Source organism: Arenibacter algicola (assembly GCF_018860365.1).
Taxonomy (GTDB): Bacteria; Bacteroidota; Bacteroidia; order Flavobacteriales; family Flavobacteriaceae; genus Arenibacter; species Arenibacter algicola_B.
Genome location: NZ_JAHKPO010000024.1, coordinates 59,778 through 75,228 on the forward strand (window position 1 = coordinate 59,778; position 15,451 = coordinate 75,228).

Genomic DNA, 15,451 nt, shown 5'->3' on the forward strand with positions numbered 1-15,451 from the left:
TAACGAAAAAATCGTGCCATATTATGCCTATCTGCCATTAATCTTTTGTTAATATCTCAATTGCCTTGGACACTCACAAAGGTTGGAAGTAAATTGCCATTTCTATAAATTCAGTGTAAAATTTGAGTATCTCCCCTTCATAATTGAAAAAGTGATAATAGATTAAAAACGTATTTTTGCAGCATAAATTATATACCATGGCTAAACCTTTGATCCTTGTCACGAACGACGACGGAATTACAGCTCCCGGCTTAAGGGCGTTAATTCGATTTATGATGGAATTGGGGGAGGTAGTCGTAGTGGCCCCGGACAGCCCACAATCAGGAATGGGACATGCTATAACTATAGACAACACCCTTTATATAAAAAAGATTAAAGTAGATTTGGAAAACGGTGCAAATGAAGAATACAGTTGTAGCGGAACTCCGGCCGACTGTGTTAAACTTGGCCTACAGGAACTCTTGGGAAGAAAACCAGATCTATGTGTGAGCGGTATAAATCATGGATCCAATTCCTCTATCAATGTTATTTACTCTGGAACTATGAGCGCAGCTATTGAAGCCGGCATTGAAGGTATACCCGCCATAGGTTTTTCCCTTTGTGATTATTCCTGGAATGCCAATTTTGAGGCCAGCAAGGAGGCTGTTCAAAAAATAGTGCAGGAGGCCCTAAGCAATGGCATTCCCAATGGGGTTGTGCTCAACGTTAATATTCCCAAAACCGACAACAAGGCACCCAAAGGCATAAAAATTTGCAGACAGGCCCGAGCCAACTGGAAAGAAAAATTTGACAAAAGAACCAACCCCAGTGGAAAGGAATATTACTGGCTTACAGGAGAGTTTGAACTATTGGACAAGGGAGAGGATACGGACGAATATGCCCTGTCCCAAGGCTATGTTTCTGTAGTCCCCACGCAATTTGACCTAACCGCACACCACGCTATTCAACATATTAACAATTGGAAACTAAATGATTAAAAAAGAAATATTAATCGGATTAATAGTTGGTATCATTGCCAATACCATTGGAACTTTACTGTATATATTGATCTTCTCGGACTTTGGTATTGTAGAAACCTACCAAGCCGCCGTTGAACAGGGGCATGTAGGCAGTTTATTGGCGCTAGGGGCCATTCTAAACCTGGTTGCATTTTTTGGTTTTTTAAAAATTCGGAGGGATTATAGGGCAAGGGGTGTTATGATTGCCACCCTTTTTACGGCTATGTTAATTTTGTATTATAAAGTTTTTTAGCATCGTACTTGGGGCTATTTATCTCAATAAACGGCAGAACTACTAATGAACCACAGAAACTAAACGGATGAAATATTATATCATCGCTGGCGAGGCATCGGGAGACCTTCATGGGTCCAACCTCATAAAAGCCCTTAAAAAAAAGGATTCGGAAGCCGACATTCGTTGTTGGGGTGGCGATTTAATGAAAGCTGCAGGAGGCAACCTGGTAAAGCATTACAAGGAAATGGCTTTTATGGGCTTCCTGGAAGTGATATCAAACATCAATCAAATTTTCAAAAATATCGCCTTTTGCAAGGAAGATATAAGCGATTTTAATCCAGATGTAATTGTCTTTATAGATTATTCCGGCTTTAATCTTAGAATAGCCTCTTGGGCAAAAAAGAACAAATTTAAGACCAACTACTATATTTCTCCGCAAATATGGGCCTCTAGGGAAGGAAGAATACATAAGATAAAAAGGGATATTGATGCCATGCACGTAATTCTTCCTTTTGAAAAAGAGTTTTATGAAAAAAAACACCACTATCCCGTTAATTTTGTTGGTCATCCACTTATAGACGCCATTGGGGACGTTCCCAGAATTGGCGATAAAAAATTTAGGGAAGAGAATAATCTGGATTTACACAAACCCATTATTGCTCTGTTGCCGGGAAGCAGAAAACAAGAGGTTCAAAAAATGCTTACCCTAATGTTATCGGTCACAAAATCTTTTCCGAAATTTCAATTTGTAATTGCAGGGGCACCTAGTTTGGATCTGGAGTTTTACCAACCCTTTCTAAAATCGTCCCAGGTAAGTCTTATTTCCAACAAGACCTATGATTTATTAAGTCTATCCTATGCCGCCCTAGTGACAAGCGGGACAGCCACCTTGGAAACGGCCCTTTTTAAGATACCCCAAGTGGTCTGTTACCGTGCCAATTGGATCTCCTATCAAATTGCAAAAAGGATCATTACCCTTAAGTTTATTTCCCTAGTGAATCTTATAATGGACAAAGAGGTTGTGAAAGAACTTATCCAAGGAGACTTGAATACCAAAAACCTAACCATGGAGCTCGATAAAATCTTAAACGGGCCCGAAAGAAAGAAGCAGTTTGAAGCCTATTACGAATTGGAAAAAAAACTTGGTGGCAAAGGAGCCAGCGAAAAGGCAGCATCCCTAATTGTTGAAAGTGCCAAATTGGATCATTGAAAAATTTTTGTAGTTCATGGAACACCGGTATATTCCATTTAATCCCACAACGAAACTGATAATCCTGTAGTTAAAAAAAGCAATTATTGGCGATTTAACTTGAGATAATTATAAGGGTTTTCTGAAAAAAATGACGGATTTTAAATTAATTATTTAAATTTGATACCCAAGAGCACTAACTTTTACTTGGATGATTCAAAGATTTCTTTCTTTATTCCTAATTATTTCGCTGGTTGGCTGCGGTGCGGCCAAGAAAAAAAATGTCTCTCGCGAAGAAAGAAAAATAACGGTAGAAGCTTCGGAAAAACCAGCAGAAATAAAAGGTGAGACTCCTTTAAGCGGTGAATCCATAAACAAACCGGCGACCAAAATAACCGAGCAAATCATAAATACTGCCCTAACGTTTTCGGGCACCCGCTATAAGTTTGGAGGCACTACCAATAAAGGTATGGATTGCTCCGGATTGCTGTATGTAGCCTTTGGGGAGCATGATATTCAATTGCCACGAGCTTCTTATCAAATGGCAGAGGAAGCGGAAAAAATAAATTTAAGGGAAGTTAGCAAGGGCGACCTACTTTTTTTTGGAACCTCCAGAAGAAAAAACAATATAAACCATGTTGGCCTGGTAGTTCAGGTAGACGGGGATGAAATAAAATTCATTCATTCCACCTCATCCCGAGGTGTTATAGTTTCCTCTTTGCAGGAGGGTTATTGGAACTATGCCTTTATTAAGGCTGCCCGGATCCTTTAGGATGCGATTGCTGCAGTTTACGACCGTAAAGCTTACTTTATGCCTAATCTGTGGAATTTTAATTGGTTATTACCTACGTCCGTCACTTCCGCTATCTTTTTCCTTAGCCCTGGTTTCATTGATCCTATTGGGAGTTGTTTTTGTCTTTTACCGTAAATTACCCACATTCCTTTTTACACTTTTTACCGGTCTTTTGGCCATAACCATTGGTATATTAAGCTTAACACTAAGTGAGTCCCGCAATTATGGTCGGCATTATAGCCAACAGAATCTTGACAAAAATTGGGGCTATACATTAAAAATTCGCGAAGTATTAAAGCCCAATGGCTATTCGGATAGGTATGTGGCCCATGTTAACAGCATGGACAGTTTAAAGGTCAGCGGTAAAATACTATTGAATATAGCGGTGGATTCTTCAATTGGTCCCCTAATGGTCGATGACGAAATAATGGCCTACACCACCCTCCACCCTATTACACCTCCCTTAAACCCACATCAGTTCAATTACAAAAAATACCTTTCCAATATTGGAATAGAGCATCAGATAAAACTTGCTGCACATGACTACTACATCATGCCCCAGGCCTCCACTACCATCTTTGGAATAGCCTACAAAATAAGGGACCATATCATCCAGAATTTAAAAAAAGAGGATTTTGGCACTGAAGAATTAGGCGTTATCCAGGCACTTCTTCTTGGGCAGCGAAATGAAATAACGGCGGAAATCGACACCGACTATAAGGATGCAGGAGCCTATCACATTTTGGCATTGTCAGGTTTACATATCGGAATTCTTTTGGGTTTGCTCCATTTTTTATTGAGGCCGTTGGAAATCCTTCCAAAAGGAAGAACCATAAAATTGGTTGTTATTGTCTTACTTTTATGGGCATTTGCCCTATTGGCGGGACTTTCCGCCTCTATTCTCAGGGCAACAACCATGTTTACCTTTGTAGCCTATACCCTGTACTTGAATAGACCTACAAGTCATTTTAATATCTTGGCTTTGTCACTGTTCTTTATTTTATTGTTATTGGATCCCCTACTATTATTTCAGGTAGGATTTCAATTAAGTTATGCCGCCGTTTTTGCTATAGTCTGGGTATACCCCTTATTACAAAAACTCTGGACTCCCCAATATTGGATTATAAAAAAAGGGTGGGAGTTGCTTTCCGTAAGTATTGCCGCTCAACTGGGAGTATTCCCTATAAGCCTATATTACTTTCATCAATTTCCAGGATTGTTTTTAATTTCAAGTCTATTGATCCTACCTTTTTTGGCCTTTATTTTAGGGTACGGAATATTGGTAATAGTATTGTCCGTGGCCAACAGTTTACCGCCTGTTCTCGTTACTTTCTACGATACTGTAATACATTGGATGAATTCGATTATTGGGATAGTTGCCCAGCAGGAAAGCTTTCTTTTTAGAAATATTTCTTTTGATGCCATTCAATTAATTCTCAGTTATGGTATTATCATAACAATGGTAACGGTCTTTATTAAAACATCCTATAAAAGGGTCGTGGTATTCCTAGCGTTTGTTCTTTGCTTTCAATCCTATGTTTTTATTATTAGGCATAATGCACAGAACAAGGAATCCCTAATGATAGGACATATTGCCCGTAATAGTGCCCTGATCCATCAAACCGGACAAAAGCTTACGATATTTACCACCAATCCCAAAGCCACATTAAAAATGACCAACGATTATGCCGTTGCACAAAACATCGTAGCGTTGCAACATCGACCTATAAAAAACAGTTATCTCATAAGAGGGAAAAGAATGGTTATATTGGACAGTGCCAATATAGCCCTTCCAAAAAATCATGATGTTTCTACCTTAGTACTGACCCAATCCCCTAAAATTAATTTAGAGAGGCTTTTGGATTCGATTGCGCCCAATATTGTTATTGCAGATGGCAGCAATTATAAAAGTTATATAGAGCGATGGAAAGCTACATGCCACAAAAAAATGCTCCCTTTTCACTATACGGGCGACAAAGGAGCATTTCTCTACACTTGGCAGTAGTTACCTTATGCCGTGCATTAATTTTTTTAAGAGCGGGTTTAAAATGATTGAAATAAGTCCAACACCCACGGGAACTAGTGTAAAAATTAAAAAGAAGGTACCCATGGAGTATTGTTCGGAAATCCTATCGATCATCCCTCCCATAGTCCCTGCTGCCTTTTGCCCGATAGCAATGGCCAAATACCAGATTCCGAACATAAAACCAATCATACGTGCCGGTACAAGTTTACTTAAATAGGAAAGTCCAACCGGGGAGATGCACAACTCCCCCATGGTATGTAACAAATAGGCCAAAATTAAAAATATCATGCTTACGGAAGCGGTCTGGGCCCCTGAAGGAATCCCCGATGCGCCAAATGACAGTACGGCAAAGCCCAATCCCAATAAGATAAGACCTATTCCGTATTTCATGGCGGCACTTGGGTTATATTTACTTTCCCACCATCTGGAAAAAAATGGTGCAAGGGTAATAATAAAAAATGAATTTAGAATGCCGAACCAAGTGGCATCCACTTGATTGCCCTCTTGGGAAAATTTATCCATTAGTCTATAGATCACTAATATCCAAAGTCCAACGAAAGCGATGGCCAATATAATATTTGACAAGCCAATACGGGTAAAGGTCTTTTTTGCCAATAACACCAATACCCAACTTATTATTGCCAGGGGTACTGTTGTCAACAAGGCATCTACCACTTTAAAGATCATGGCCGACTGACCAACAAGTTCCCTATTGGTATAATCCCTGGCAAAAATGGTCATAGACCCCAAGGATTGTTCAAAAAATGCAAAAAAGAAAACCGTAAAAAACCCGAAAATAGATACAGCTATAATACGATCCCTTACCACAGGTAGGTATCTGGCAATTCTGGTAACCAACAAAACCAAAAATAACAACAAGGAACAAAGGATTACCACATTGGTGCCACTCAGATTACCTAGGCTAAATGGCATCAAGTTGGTACCTTGTATTTTTTCAAAGGGATCGTTAAATAAATAAAGCAGCCCACCAATGGACGATAAAACGATCAACACCTTATCAAAAAGGGTAAAGGGATTCAATTTGGTTTCTACGTCATTATTCCCCTGCCCACCTTCTATACTATCCACTTCATTTGCCGATATGGCTGTTTCCTCTTTTTTAAGGGGTTTAGCACCAATATTTCCGAACAAATCCTTGGCCAACCAAAATTGGAACATACCCAGCATCATAAAAATACCCGCTAATCCAAAGCCCCAGGACCATCCGAAATTTTCGGCCAGATACCCACAAAGCATCATTCCAAAAAAGGCTCCAGCGTTAACACCCATGTAAAATATAGTATATGCACCATCCTTTTTGGATTCCTTACCATGGTACATTTCGGAAATAATGGAAGTAATGTTGGGCTTAAAGAACCCTGTACCAATTACCAAAAGGGCAAGGCCCAAATAGAAAGCAGCGGTAGTTTCGATGGCCATAGCAGCGTGGCCCAAGGTCATAATTAAACACCCTATGACCACTGCCACCCTATAACCCGTTATTTTATCTGCTATCCACCCACCAATAATAGGTGTTAAATACAAAAGGGAGGCATAGGTACCTATTAAGGCCAGAGCGTGTTCCCTTGGCCATTCCCAGCCTGGATTATCACTTATAATGGGCGCCGTTAAAAACAACACCAATAAAATACGCATCCCGTAAAATGAGAAACGCTCCCACATTTCGGTAAAAAACAATACAAATAGTCCTGCTGGATGTCCAAGAACCTTGTCCTTAAATAGATTTTCAATATCGGTATTCATATACAACAGAATTACAAATTATTAATTTTGGGATCAACAACAACTTACTACTGTATTGAACAATACAACAAGTTTTACAGGCTATTCATAAAATCCAATGGACTAATATACAAATTGCCGATTTAAGTTATTAGTGCGCAATTCTCTTCTCATTATCTTCGGCACCATGTGTCAATGCCTTTAATTTTTTCAAGAAGACTCTAATAAGCAATCCAAAAAGAATACAGAAAATGGCAATACCTGTAAATACCATATACTCTCCGAGATGTGAAGCAGATTCCCCTAATAATCCTGCTAATTTATTTCCAAAACCTGTTGTTGCAAAATATAGGCCCATCATTAAGGAAGCGTATTTGGCCGGAGCCAATTTGGTTACAAACGATAGCGATACTGGAGACAGACTCAACTCGCCCACCGTATGGAACATATACGCCAGCACCAACCAATACATGGCAGAGGACCCAGAGCTTTCAAACTGGGCCGTTGCCGCAGTCATAAATAAAAATCCAGTTCCCATAATAATTAGCCCAACGATCATTTTAAAAAGAGAGGAAGCTTCCTTTCCTTTAAGCTTTCGATTGGCCCAAAAGTTGGCAACCACAGCACCTAGGACAATAATAAAAAAGGCGTTCAGGGATTGGAACCATGAAGCAGGTACCTCCCAACCCATCAACATCCTATTGGTTTTTTCGGAAGCGTAGATATTCATTAATCCACCTGCCTGTTCAAACGCTCCAAAGAAAACGATTACCATTAAGAAGGAGAGGATTAAAACAATTACCCTGTCCTTTTCCATTTTATTAAGTGGTCTCTTTAAAGCCTCCTGGTCTTCCACATTCGTAGATTTTCCAAGAAAGTCGCCTACACCCACCAGATATTTCTGGCCAAGAATAAACTGTAAAAGACCTAAAAGCATACAAATACCGGCCAATCCGAATCCATAATGCCAACCATAGACCTCGCCCACATAACCTACAATTAAACTGGAAAGGAATGCTCCTATATTTATACCAATATAAAAAATTGTAAATCCTTTATCCCTTCTGATGTCACCTTTAGGATAAAGTCCACCGACCATAGTGGAAATATTTGGTTTTAACATTCCCACACCGGCAATAATAAAACCAAGGCCTGTATAAAACGCCCACATCTCTTCTATGGCCAATATACTGTGGCCTATTACCAGAAGTATCGCTCCAACGATAACCGCTTTTTTCTGTCCGAGCATCCTATCTGCAATGATACCTCCTGGAATGGAAGCCACGTAAACGAGCATGGTATACCAACCATAGAGTGCCAGAGCCTCCATATTGGTCCAGCCCAAACCAGGGTTCCTATCGGTGGTTTCGGTTATTAGATACAATACCAAAATAGCCCTCATTCCGTAGTAGGAAAATCTTTCCCACATTTCGGTGAAGAATAGTATATAAAGTCCCACTGGGTGGCCAAATAACTCCTTTTGATGCGCTGCTTTAACGGTTGTCTGCATAAGTATGGTTTATGAATTATAGATTTTGTTTTATAAAATTGGTCATTTTGGTGTATAGATGCAGGCGGGTGTTCCCCCCTTTGATACTGTGATTTTTGTCGGGGTAAATAGCCCAGTCGAATTGCTTGTTGGCCTGTACCAATGCTTCCACCATCCGCATTGTATTTTGCAGGTGTACGTTGTCATCTGCCGAACCATGAACCAATAAATAGTTTCCCTTTAAAAGCTCTGGATAATTAAACGGGGAGTTTTCATCGTAACCACTAGGATTTTCCTGAGGTGTACGCATAAAACGCTCGGTATAAATGGAATCATAAAAACGCCATGAGGTCACCGGCGCCACCGCAATTGCCATTTCAAAGGTATCATTCCCCTTTAGCAAACAATTGGTAGACATGAACCCTCCATAACTCCAGCCCCAGATCCCTGTCCTTGATTCGTCGATATAGGGCAATTCACTTAACTTTTTGGCTGCGGCTATTTGATCTTCCACCTCATATTTCCCCAATTCCTTATAGGTTACCTTTTTAAATTCGGCTCCCTTATATCCGGTACCTCTTCCATCTACACATACCACAATATACCCTTCATTGGCCAACATTTGAAACCAATAATCGTTGGTGTCCATCCAGCTATTGGATACCTTTTGCGAACCTGGCCCGCTATATTGGGTCATAAATAATGGATATTTTTTGGTTGCATCAAAATCTTGTGGCCTTATCATCCACATATTCAAGTCATTGCCATTTATGGCGATAGTAGAAAATTCCTTTGGATGTATCCTATAATTCTTCAATTTAGATATTAGCCCCCGATTATATAAAATATCCTTTACTTTTTTTCCGCTCAAAGAATTATGTAGCGTAAATTCCGGGGGATTGGTTGCACTGGAGTAAGTATTTATGAAATAGGTAAAATCGGCACTAAAATCGGCGGAATTGTGCCCTAATTTGTTAGTCAGACACCTTTTATCCTCCCCATTGCTACCAACACTATAGACATCCCGGTTTATAGATCCTTTTTCCGTGGATTGATAATAAATTAGATCTTCATTTTGGTCATATCCATAAAATTTGGTTACCTCCCAATGACCTTTGGTAACCTGATTCATTAATCTGCCCTCTACATCATACAAATAAATATGCTTAAACCCATCCTTCTCGCTGGTCCAGATAAAGCTGTCATCGGCCAAAAAGGTAAGATCGTCCGTTACACTAACATAAGCAGCATCTATTTCTTCCAATAAAAGACTGCTGGTACTATTTATTGAGTTTACCGAATATAACCTTAGTTTGTTCTGGTGACGGTTCAAGGTCTGAACGCTAAGAAAATTGGGGTCGTTCATCCATTTTATTCTAGGGATATAATAAGATTCGTCCAAATCAATCTGGGTAATAGTGTAAGTGTCCACATCTACAATATGAAGGGAAACCTCCGAATTGGCCTCCCCTGCCTTAGGGTATTTAAATATTGTTTGGGTCTGGTAAAGATTGCTGCCATAAACGTCCATGGAAAATTCAGGAACATTGGTTTCATCAAATCGTATGAATGCCAATTTAGAACCATCGGCATTCCACTCAAATGCCCTCACAAAGGCAAATTCTTCCTCGTAGACCCAGTCTGTTATGCCATTGATTATCTTATTTTTTTCCCCGTCCAATGTAAGTTGCTTGGTATCATTGGTGGCTATATCCCAAATAAAAATATTATTGTTCTGCACATAGGCCACCTTGCTGCCATCCGGAGAAAGGGAAGGTTCCTGAATTTTAGAACTTGAAACGGCGGATATTTTTTTTGATTTAAGGTCGTATACATAGAAAAATCCAAGGCTAGAACGTCTGAAGATAGGCTCAATTGCCGTGGCCAACAATAATTTTGATTCATCTTCACTAAACTCGTAGGAAGTAAAATATGGGACCGAATTTGACGAAGAAACTACTGTCTCCAGCTTTTTCTGGGTTTTGTAATCATATTTCAGGATAGCAGAAGTAGCTGTTGCCTTATCCACACTTAAAATGGTGTATTGTTTACCATTTTTCAAGGACTGCAATTTATCCAAACCTTCAACGCTAAAAGTACCATCATAAATCTCTTCCAGAGTCAGCTCCTTATTTTGGGCCATAAGAACTGAAAAATGGCACAAAAAAAATACTATTAGCAATAGCGAGGGGGATATTCTCACAAAAACAAAGGTTTATTAGATTTATTTTTACTGAAATTCAACTATAAGAATTTCAGAATTTTCAAAAAATTATTCAAATCACCAAGTTTACTAAAAAATCCACAAAGAAATAGACTTAACAGCTAAAAAATAACATTTTTTAACCTTTTTAAACCCATTTTAAGATGTACAGTGGATTGGCACCATATTACTATCTTTACACAAAGAAATTTAAAGCCTAATGACCACACCTATAGAAGGATTTTCCAAACTGTCCAAAGAGGACAAAATTAACTGGATTGCCCAACATTATACCCAACACCCCAAAGAAACCATTGCAGTTATAAAGCAGTATTGGAACGAGGATGAAAAATTGCAGAATTTGCATGATGAATTCATTGAAAATACCATCACCAACTTTTATTTACCCCTAGGGATTGCACCCAATTTTCTCATTAACAACAAACTTTACGCCATTCCAATGGCCATTGAAGAAAGTTCTGTGGTTGCAGCAGCCAGTAAGGCTGCAAAATTTTGGCAGACCCGTGGCGGCTTTAAGACTACCATTCTGGGAACTGAAAAAGTAGGTCAGGTACATTTCATGTATCACGGCGATAGCGAAAAACTTACTAAATTTTTCAAGCTTGTGAAGCCGAGATTGATCAACAGTGTAGCACCCATTGTCAAAAACATGGAAAAAAGAGGCGGTGGAATAAAAAATATTGAATTAAGGGATAAAACATCGGATTTGGATGACTATTTCCAACTGCATTGCACATTTGAAACCTTGGATGCCATGGGAGCCAATTTCATAAACTCCTGTTTGGAAGGGTTTGCCCAAAGCCTAAAGGAAGAAGCCCTGTGTTATGAAAAATTTACGGATACTGAGAAAGATATTGAAATAGTCATGAGTATTCTTTCCAATTACATCCCGAACTGCGTGGTAAAGGCAGAGGTAAGCTGTCCCGTTTCCGATTTGAAAGCACACCATGGCATTACTGCCGAGGATTTTGCCAAAAAAATTGTGCGTGCCGTAAATATTGCAAAAGTGGAACCCTACAGGGCAGTTACACACAACAAAGGGATCATGAATGGAATTGATGCTGTAGTTTTGGCTACGGGAAACGATTTTAGGGCCATAGAAGCAGGGGCTCACGCCTATGCATCAAAAGATGGACGCTATACCAGTCTTACACACGCAAATATAGAAAACGGAATATTTAAATTCTGGATAGAGATTCCCTTGGCCCTGGGAACGGTGGGTGGCCTAACCACATTACATCCGCTGGTAAAACTTGCCTTGGAAATTTTACAAAATCCTACCGCAAAAGAACTAATGCAAATTGTAGCCGTAGCCGGACTCGCTCAAAACTTTGGCGCCGTACGTTCTTTGGTAACCACGGGTATCCAACAAGGACATATGAAAATGCATCTATTGAATATCTTGAACCAATTAGGCGCTACGGAAGACGAGAAAATAAACTTAATAGACTATTTTAAAAAGCATACGGCCTCCCATAGCGCAGTAGTGGAGGCCTTTAAAGAGTTGAGAAACAAAAAATGATAAAACAATATTACAGTAACGGAAAACTATTGATTACCGGGGAGTATCTGGTTTTGGATGGTGCCCAAAGTTTAGCGGTACCCACCCTTTACGGACAATCATTATCTGTAAAAGAGACTCAGGACAAGCTGCTGACATGGAAGAGTTTGGACGAAAAAGGAAAACCGTGGTTTGAAAGTACTTATGAATTGGAGGGTTTTAGCCCGGTTTCCAAAAACACCGTTTCCGAGGAAGCATTGGCTATTTCGGCTACCCTTAAAAAAATTCTTTCGGAAGCCAGAAAATTGAACCCTAGTTTTTTAACCAATTCCCAAGGCTATGAAATTACCACGGCATTAAATTTTCCAAGGGAATGGGGATTGGGGTCATCATCTACCCTGATCAACAACATAGCCCAATGGGCCCATATAGATGCCTATGCCCTACTATGGAACGCGTTTTCAGGTAGTGGGTACGATATTGCCTGTGCACAAAATAATTCTCCGAATACCTACCAATTAAAGAACAACATACCTATTGTACAGCCGGCATCCTTCAACCCCACATTTAAAAACGACCTGTACTTTGTATATCTAAATCAAAAACAGAACAGTAGGGAAGGTATTGCCCTGTATCGTAAAAAAGAATTCAACACCTTTTCCGCCATATCCCAAATTAATAGTATTACCCAAAGAATATTGACCTGTACGCGCTTGTCCCAATTTGACAAACTCATTAAAAAACATGAAACAATTTTAAGCGAGATCCTAGGAATGCCCACGGTTAAAGAACGGTTGTTTCCGGATTACAAGGGAGCTATTAAAAGTCTAGGGGCCTGGGGAGGAGATTTTATACTGGCAACAGGAAACAAAACCACTCCAGATTACTTTAGGGAAAAGGGGTATGCCACTGTTATTCCCTATTCAAGAATGGTAAAATAGCCCTAAAGCTTAAAATTACCAGAATGCCTCCATTATAATGAAACCGAGTTACCAAAAACAATAAAGCCTCCCGTTTGGGAGGCTTTATTGTTTTATAAGAACCTAGGTTCTACTAATAAAATGTTGCTCTTTTATCCTCTATATTAGAAGATTCTTTTAAGGCATTGTAAACGGCGAAGTTTACTCTACCGGCAGCACTGGCCTGTAAGTTATTGGCATAGGTACTGTAGTTATCCAATTTGGCAGCCTCTTCTTTTTTGGTGACCGTTAGCATATACACGCCACTATCGCCCTTAATTAAACCAGAGGTAGCCCCTTGCTCCATAGCAAAGGCAGTACCAACTACGAAAGCCTCCGATCCGGCACCTGGGATGATAGGGGATTTCATGGTCAAAGCAGAAGCTGTAGAAGCTATAACATTATTATCCTTGGCGAAATCATCCATAGTTTTACCCTTATTGGCTTCTATGATTTGTGCCGCCTTTTTTTCCTTTCGCAATTTTGGAAGTACCAAAGCTGATGCGTCTTCCACACTCATAAGCCCTTCAGCATACTTTGCTGTCAACCTAACAACGGCATAACCATTGTTTATATTGAACCTTTTAACCTCACCCAATTTGGTATCTTCGTTAAAAGCCCATTGAACAATGGCACGTTGGGCCGAAAGTCCTGGTAGGTTTTCATCCATTTCCTTAATTTTATTTACCGGCCTAACCACGAAATTACTTTCTTTGGCTGCTACAGCAAAATCTTTATCCGAGGTAGTTTCCATTTCAAATTTGGTCGCCGCGGTGAACAAGGTATTGATAGTTTCTTCGGACGGCTCTATTTCCCTTGCCAAAGTGGCAATTCTAACAATATCCTGCTTATCATCTATCTTAACGATGTGGAATCCAAAATCTGTTTCTACCAAACCTATGGCTCCAACCGGATTACTAAATGTGAAGTCGTTGAATGGTGCTACCATTACCCCTTCCTGATTATATCCTAGGTCACCACCTTGGGGCGCAGAAGGTCCGTCTGAATTATCCCTGGCCAATTCGGCAAAAACAGTCCCAGTTCGTTTTGCCTCTACCAGTAATTCCTTAGCTTTTTTCTCAGCTTCCTCTTTAGTACGGGTAACCTCTGGATTGGCACGTTGAGCCCCTGCATAAGAAATTAGGATATGACTGGATTTTACAGTACCATTTGCCTTTCTATCCATCATTTTGGATACCTTAAAGTAATCCCCATCGCGATAAGGACCGAACATACTTCCTTTTTCCAAGGACATTAGCGTATCCGCAAATTTAGCAGGCAAATCTTTCTTAGCCTTAAAAATAGTATCGAATTTTATATCCGAATTTCTATCCAAAAAGGCAATCATATCAGTGGTATTCTTGAAACCTTTAATGGTATCGTTTGCGTCCTTTTGAGTATTGTACTCAACGCGATCCTCCAATAGTTTGTTAATTTCCTCCTTTACAGCATTCTCATCTTCCAAAGAAGCCTTTTCCTCGAAATAGACAAATTCTAAATCTCTGGCCTTATCTTGTTTATAATCTTTCTTGTGATCATTGATATATGCCTCGATCTCTTTCTTGGTAACCGCTATGGAAGAATCAGGAATAGAGGAAAAAGGCACACGCACATACTTAATATCCACTTTATCATTGGCCAATTTATAATCCAATTCCCCTTCTTTCAGGGTTGAACCAACACCTGCTTTTATAAGGTTAAAATAAGTCTGCTCCTTTGCATTCTGAATAATGGCCTGTTCATCCTGTAACCACAAAGCGTAACGACCTGGATTGTTTGCTTTCCAATCGGCCACCGCTTCCCTAAACTTATTCTCATCAAAAACACCGCTGGCATTATGAAATTCAGGATTTTGAACATAGGAAGGAATAGTTTTGATGTAGTTTATTATCTGATCCTGTTCTATATTAATACCCAACTCATCAAATTGCTGAGCAAGAATGGTATTCCTAACCTGCCTATCCCAGACCTGATTGACCAATTGCATTGAAGAAGAAGTTGGACCGGCCATTCTAGAATACGCCTCCACATCCCTTCTAAATTGATCTATGGAAATTTCGTCCCCATTGATCTCTGCTATGGAAGAACCAACCTTTCCACCACCCAATTCATTGCTGCTGAACACTCCTGAAATTACGAATGCGAACAAAGCCAAACCAATGATTAAAATTAAAACGGTAGTTCGTTTCCTTATATTCTCTAAAATTGCCATTATGTAAACTGTTTAAATTTATCCCGTTACTATCGGGAGGCGAAATTACTACTTTCTTTTGAAATAATAAAAACTAAAAAAA

At 39.6% G+C, this 15,451-nt stretch carries 11 protein-coding genes; 7 read left to right on the top strand and 4 right to left on the bottom strand.

All coding sequences use genetic code 11. The features are described 5' to 3' along the window. Positions 1 to 197 precede the first annotated feature (197 nt). From surE to KO529_RS18905, 5 genes are all read left to right on the top strand, one after another. The gene (gene surE, locus KO529_RS18885; RefSeq protein ID WP_215949423.1) at positions 198 to 977 is read left to right on the top strand and encodes a 5'/3'-nucleotidase SurE; all 780 of its coding nucleotides are present in this window, start codon (positions 198 to 200) and stop codon (positions 975 to 977) included. Beyond that, on the top strand, positions 970 to 1,251 hold the full coding sequence (locus tag KO529_RS18890; protein ID WP_215949424.1) for a hypothetical protein: 282 nt from the start codon (positions 970 to 972) through the stop codon (positions 1,249 to 1,251). Before surE ends, KO529_RS18890 begins: the two co-directional genes overlap by 8 nt. 67 nt (positions 1,252 to 1,318) lie before the next feature. Further along, positions 1,319 to 2,443, top strand: coding sequence for a lipid-A-disaccharide synthase (lpxB, locus tag KO529_RS18895; protein WP_215949425.1), 1,125 nt, complete (start codon positions 1,319 to 1,321; stop codon positions 2,441 to 2,443). A gap of 190 nt (positions 2,444 to 2,633) precedes the next feature. Further along, positions 2,634 to 3,194 carry a C40 family peptidase gene (locus tag KO529_RS18900; protein WP_215949426.1) on the top strand — a complete coding sequence of 187 codons (561 nt, stop codon included), beginning with the start codon at positions 2,634 to 2,636 and terminating at the stop codon, positions 3,192 to 3,194. Next, positions 3,163 to 5,220, top strand: a complete 2,058-nt coding sequence (locus tag KO529_RS18905) for a ComEC family competence protein (RefSeq protein ID WP_252734476.1) — start codon at positions 3,163 to 3,165, stop codon at positions 5,218 to 5,220. Before KO529_RS18900 ends, KO529_RS18905 begins: the two co-directional genes overlap by 32 nt. Here the strand turns inward: KO529_RS18905 and KO529_RS18910 are convergent, their stop codons facing one another. From KO529_RS18910 to KO529_RS18920, 3 genes are all read right to left on the bottom strand, one after another. After that, a complete protein-coding gene (locus KO529_RS18910; protein ID WP_215949427.1) occupies positions 5,221 to 7,005 on the bottom strand; it encodes a peptide MFS transporter in 1,785 nt (594 codons plus the stop codon). Between the two features lie 130 nt (positions 7,006 to 7,135). Then, positions 7,136 to 8,494 (bottom strand): peptide MFS transporter, encoded by a 1,359-nt coding sequence (locus tag KO529_RS18915; RefSeq protein ID WP_215949428.1) that lies wholly within the window; start codon positions 8,492 to 8,494, stop codon positions 7,136 to 7,138. Positions 8,495 to 8,510: 16 nt separating this feature from the next. Next, positions 8,511 to 10,616 (bottom strand): S9 family peptidase, encoded by a 2,106-nt coding sequence (locus KO529_RS18920; protein WP_215949429.1) that lies wholly within the window; start codon positions 10,614 to 10,616, stop codon positions 8,511 to 8,513. A 280-nt stretch (positions 10,617 to 10,896) separates the two neighbouring features. On the opposite strand from KO529_RS18920, the gene KO529_RS18925 reads away from it, so the two are divergent. Then, entirely contained in the window at positions 10,897 to 12,219 is a 1,323-nt protein-coding gene (locus KO529_RS18925; RefSeq protein ID WP_215949430.1) for a hydroxymethylglutaryl-CoA reductase, degradative, read from the top strand. After that, the gene (locus KO529_RS18930; protein ID WP_215949431.1) at positions 12,216 to 13,139 is read left to right on the top strand and encodes a GYDIA family GHMP kinase; all 924 of its coding nucleotides are present in this window, start codon (positions 12,216 to 12,218) and stop codon (positions 13,137 to 13,139) included. Before KO529_RS18925 ends, KO529_RS18930 begins: the two co-directional genes overlap by 4 nt. Positions 13,140 to 13,251: 112 nt before the next feature. Here the strand turns inward: KO529_RS18930 and KO529_RS18935 are convergent, their stop codons facing one another. Further along, positions 13,252 to 15,369 carry a peptidylprolyl isomerase gene (locus KO529_RS18935; RefSeq protein ID WP_215949432.1) on the bottom strand — a complete coding sequence of 706 codons (2,118 nt, stop codon included), beginning with the start codon at positions 15,367 to 15,369 and terminating at the stop codon, positions 13,252 to 13,254. Positions 15,370 to 15,451: the final 82 nt, after the last annotated feature.

Excerpts from the sequence above, each read along its gene's own strand:
- surE (WP_215949423.1), top strand. The coding sequence starts at position 198 with ATGGCTAAACCTTTGATCCTTGTCACGAACGACGACGGAATTACAGCT.
- KO529_RS18890 (WP_215949424.1), top strand. The coding sequence starts at position 970 with ATGATTAAAAAAGAAATATTAATCGGATTAATAGTTGGTATCATTGCC.
- lpxB (WP_215949425.1), top strand. The coding sequence starts at position 1,319 with ATGAAATATTATATCATCGCTGGCGAGGCATCGGGAGACCTTCATGGG.
- KO529_RS18900 (WP_215949426.1), top strand. The coding sequence starts at position 2,634 with ATGATTCAAAGATTTCTTTCTTTATTCCTAATTATTTCGCTGGTTGGC.
- KO529_RS18905 (WP_252734476.1), top strand. The coding sequence starts at position 3,163 with ATGCCTTTATTAAGGCTGCCCGGATCCTTTAGGATGCGATTGCTGCAG.
- KO529_RS18910 (WP_215949427.1), bottom strand. The coding sequence starts at position 7,005 with ATGAATACCGATATTGAAAATCTATTTAAGGACAAGGTTCTTGGACAT.
- KO529_RS18915 (WP_215949428.1), bottom strand. The coding sequence starts at position 8,494 with ATGCAGACAACCGTTAAAGCAGCGCATCAAAAGGAGTTATTTGGCCAC.
- KO529_RS18920 (WP_215949429.1), bottom strand. The coding sequence starts at position 10,616 with ATGGCCCAAAATAAGGAGCTGACTCTGGAAGAGATTTATGATGGTACT.
- KO529_RS18925 (WP_215949430.1), top strand. The coding sequence starts at position 10,897 with ATGACCACACCTATAGAAGGATTTTCCAAACTGTCCAAAGAGGACAAA.
- KO529_RS18930 (WP_215949431.1), top strand. The coding sequence starts at position 12,216 with ATGATAAAACAATATTACAGTAACGGAAAACTATTGATTACCGGGGAG.
- KO529_RS18935 (WP_215949432.1), bottom strand. The coding sequence starts at position 15,369 with ATGGCAATTTTAGAGAATATAAGGAAACGAACTACCGTTTTAATTTTA.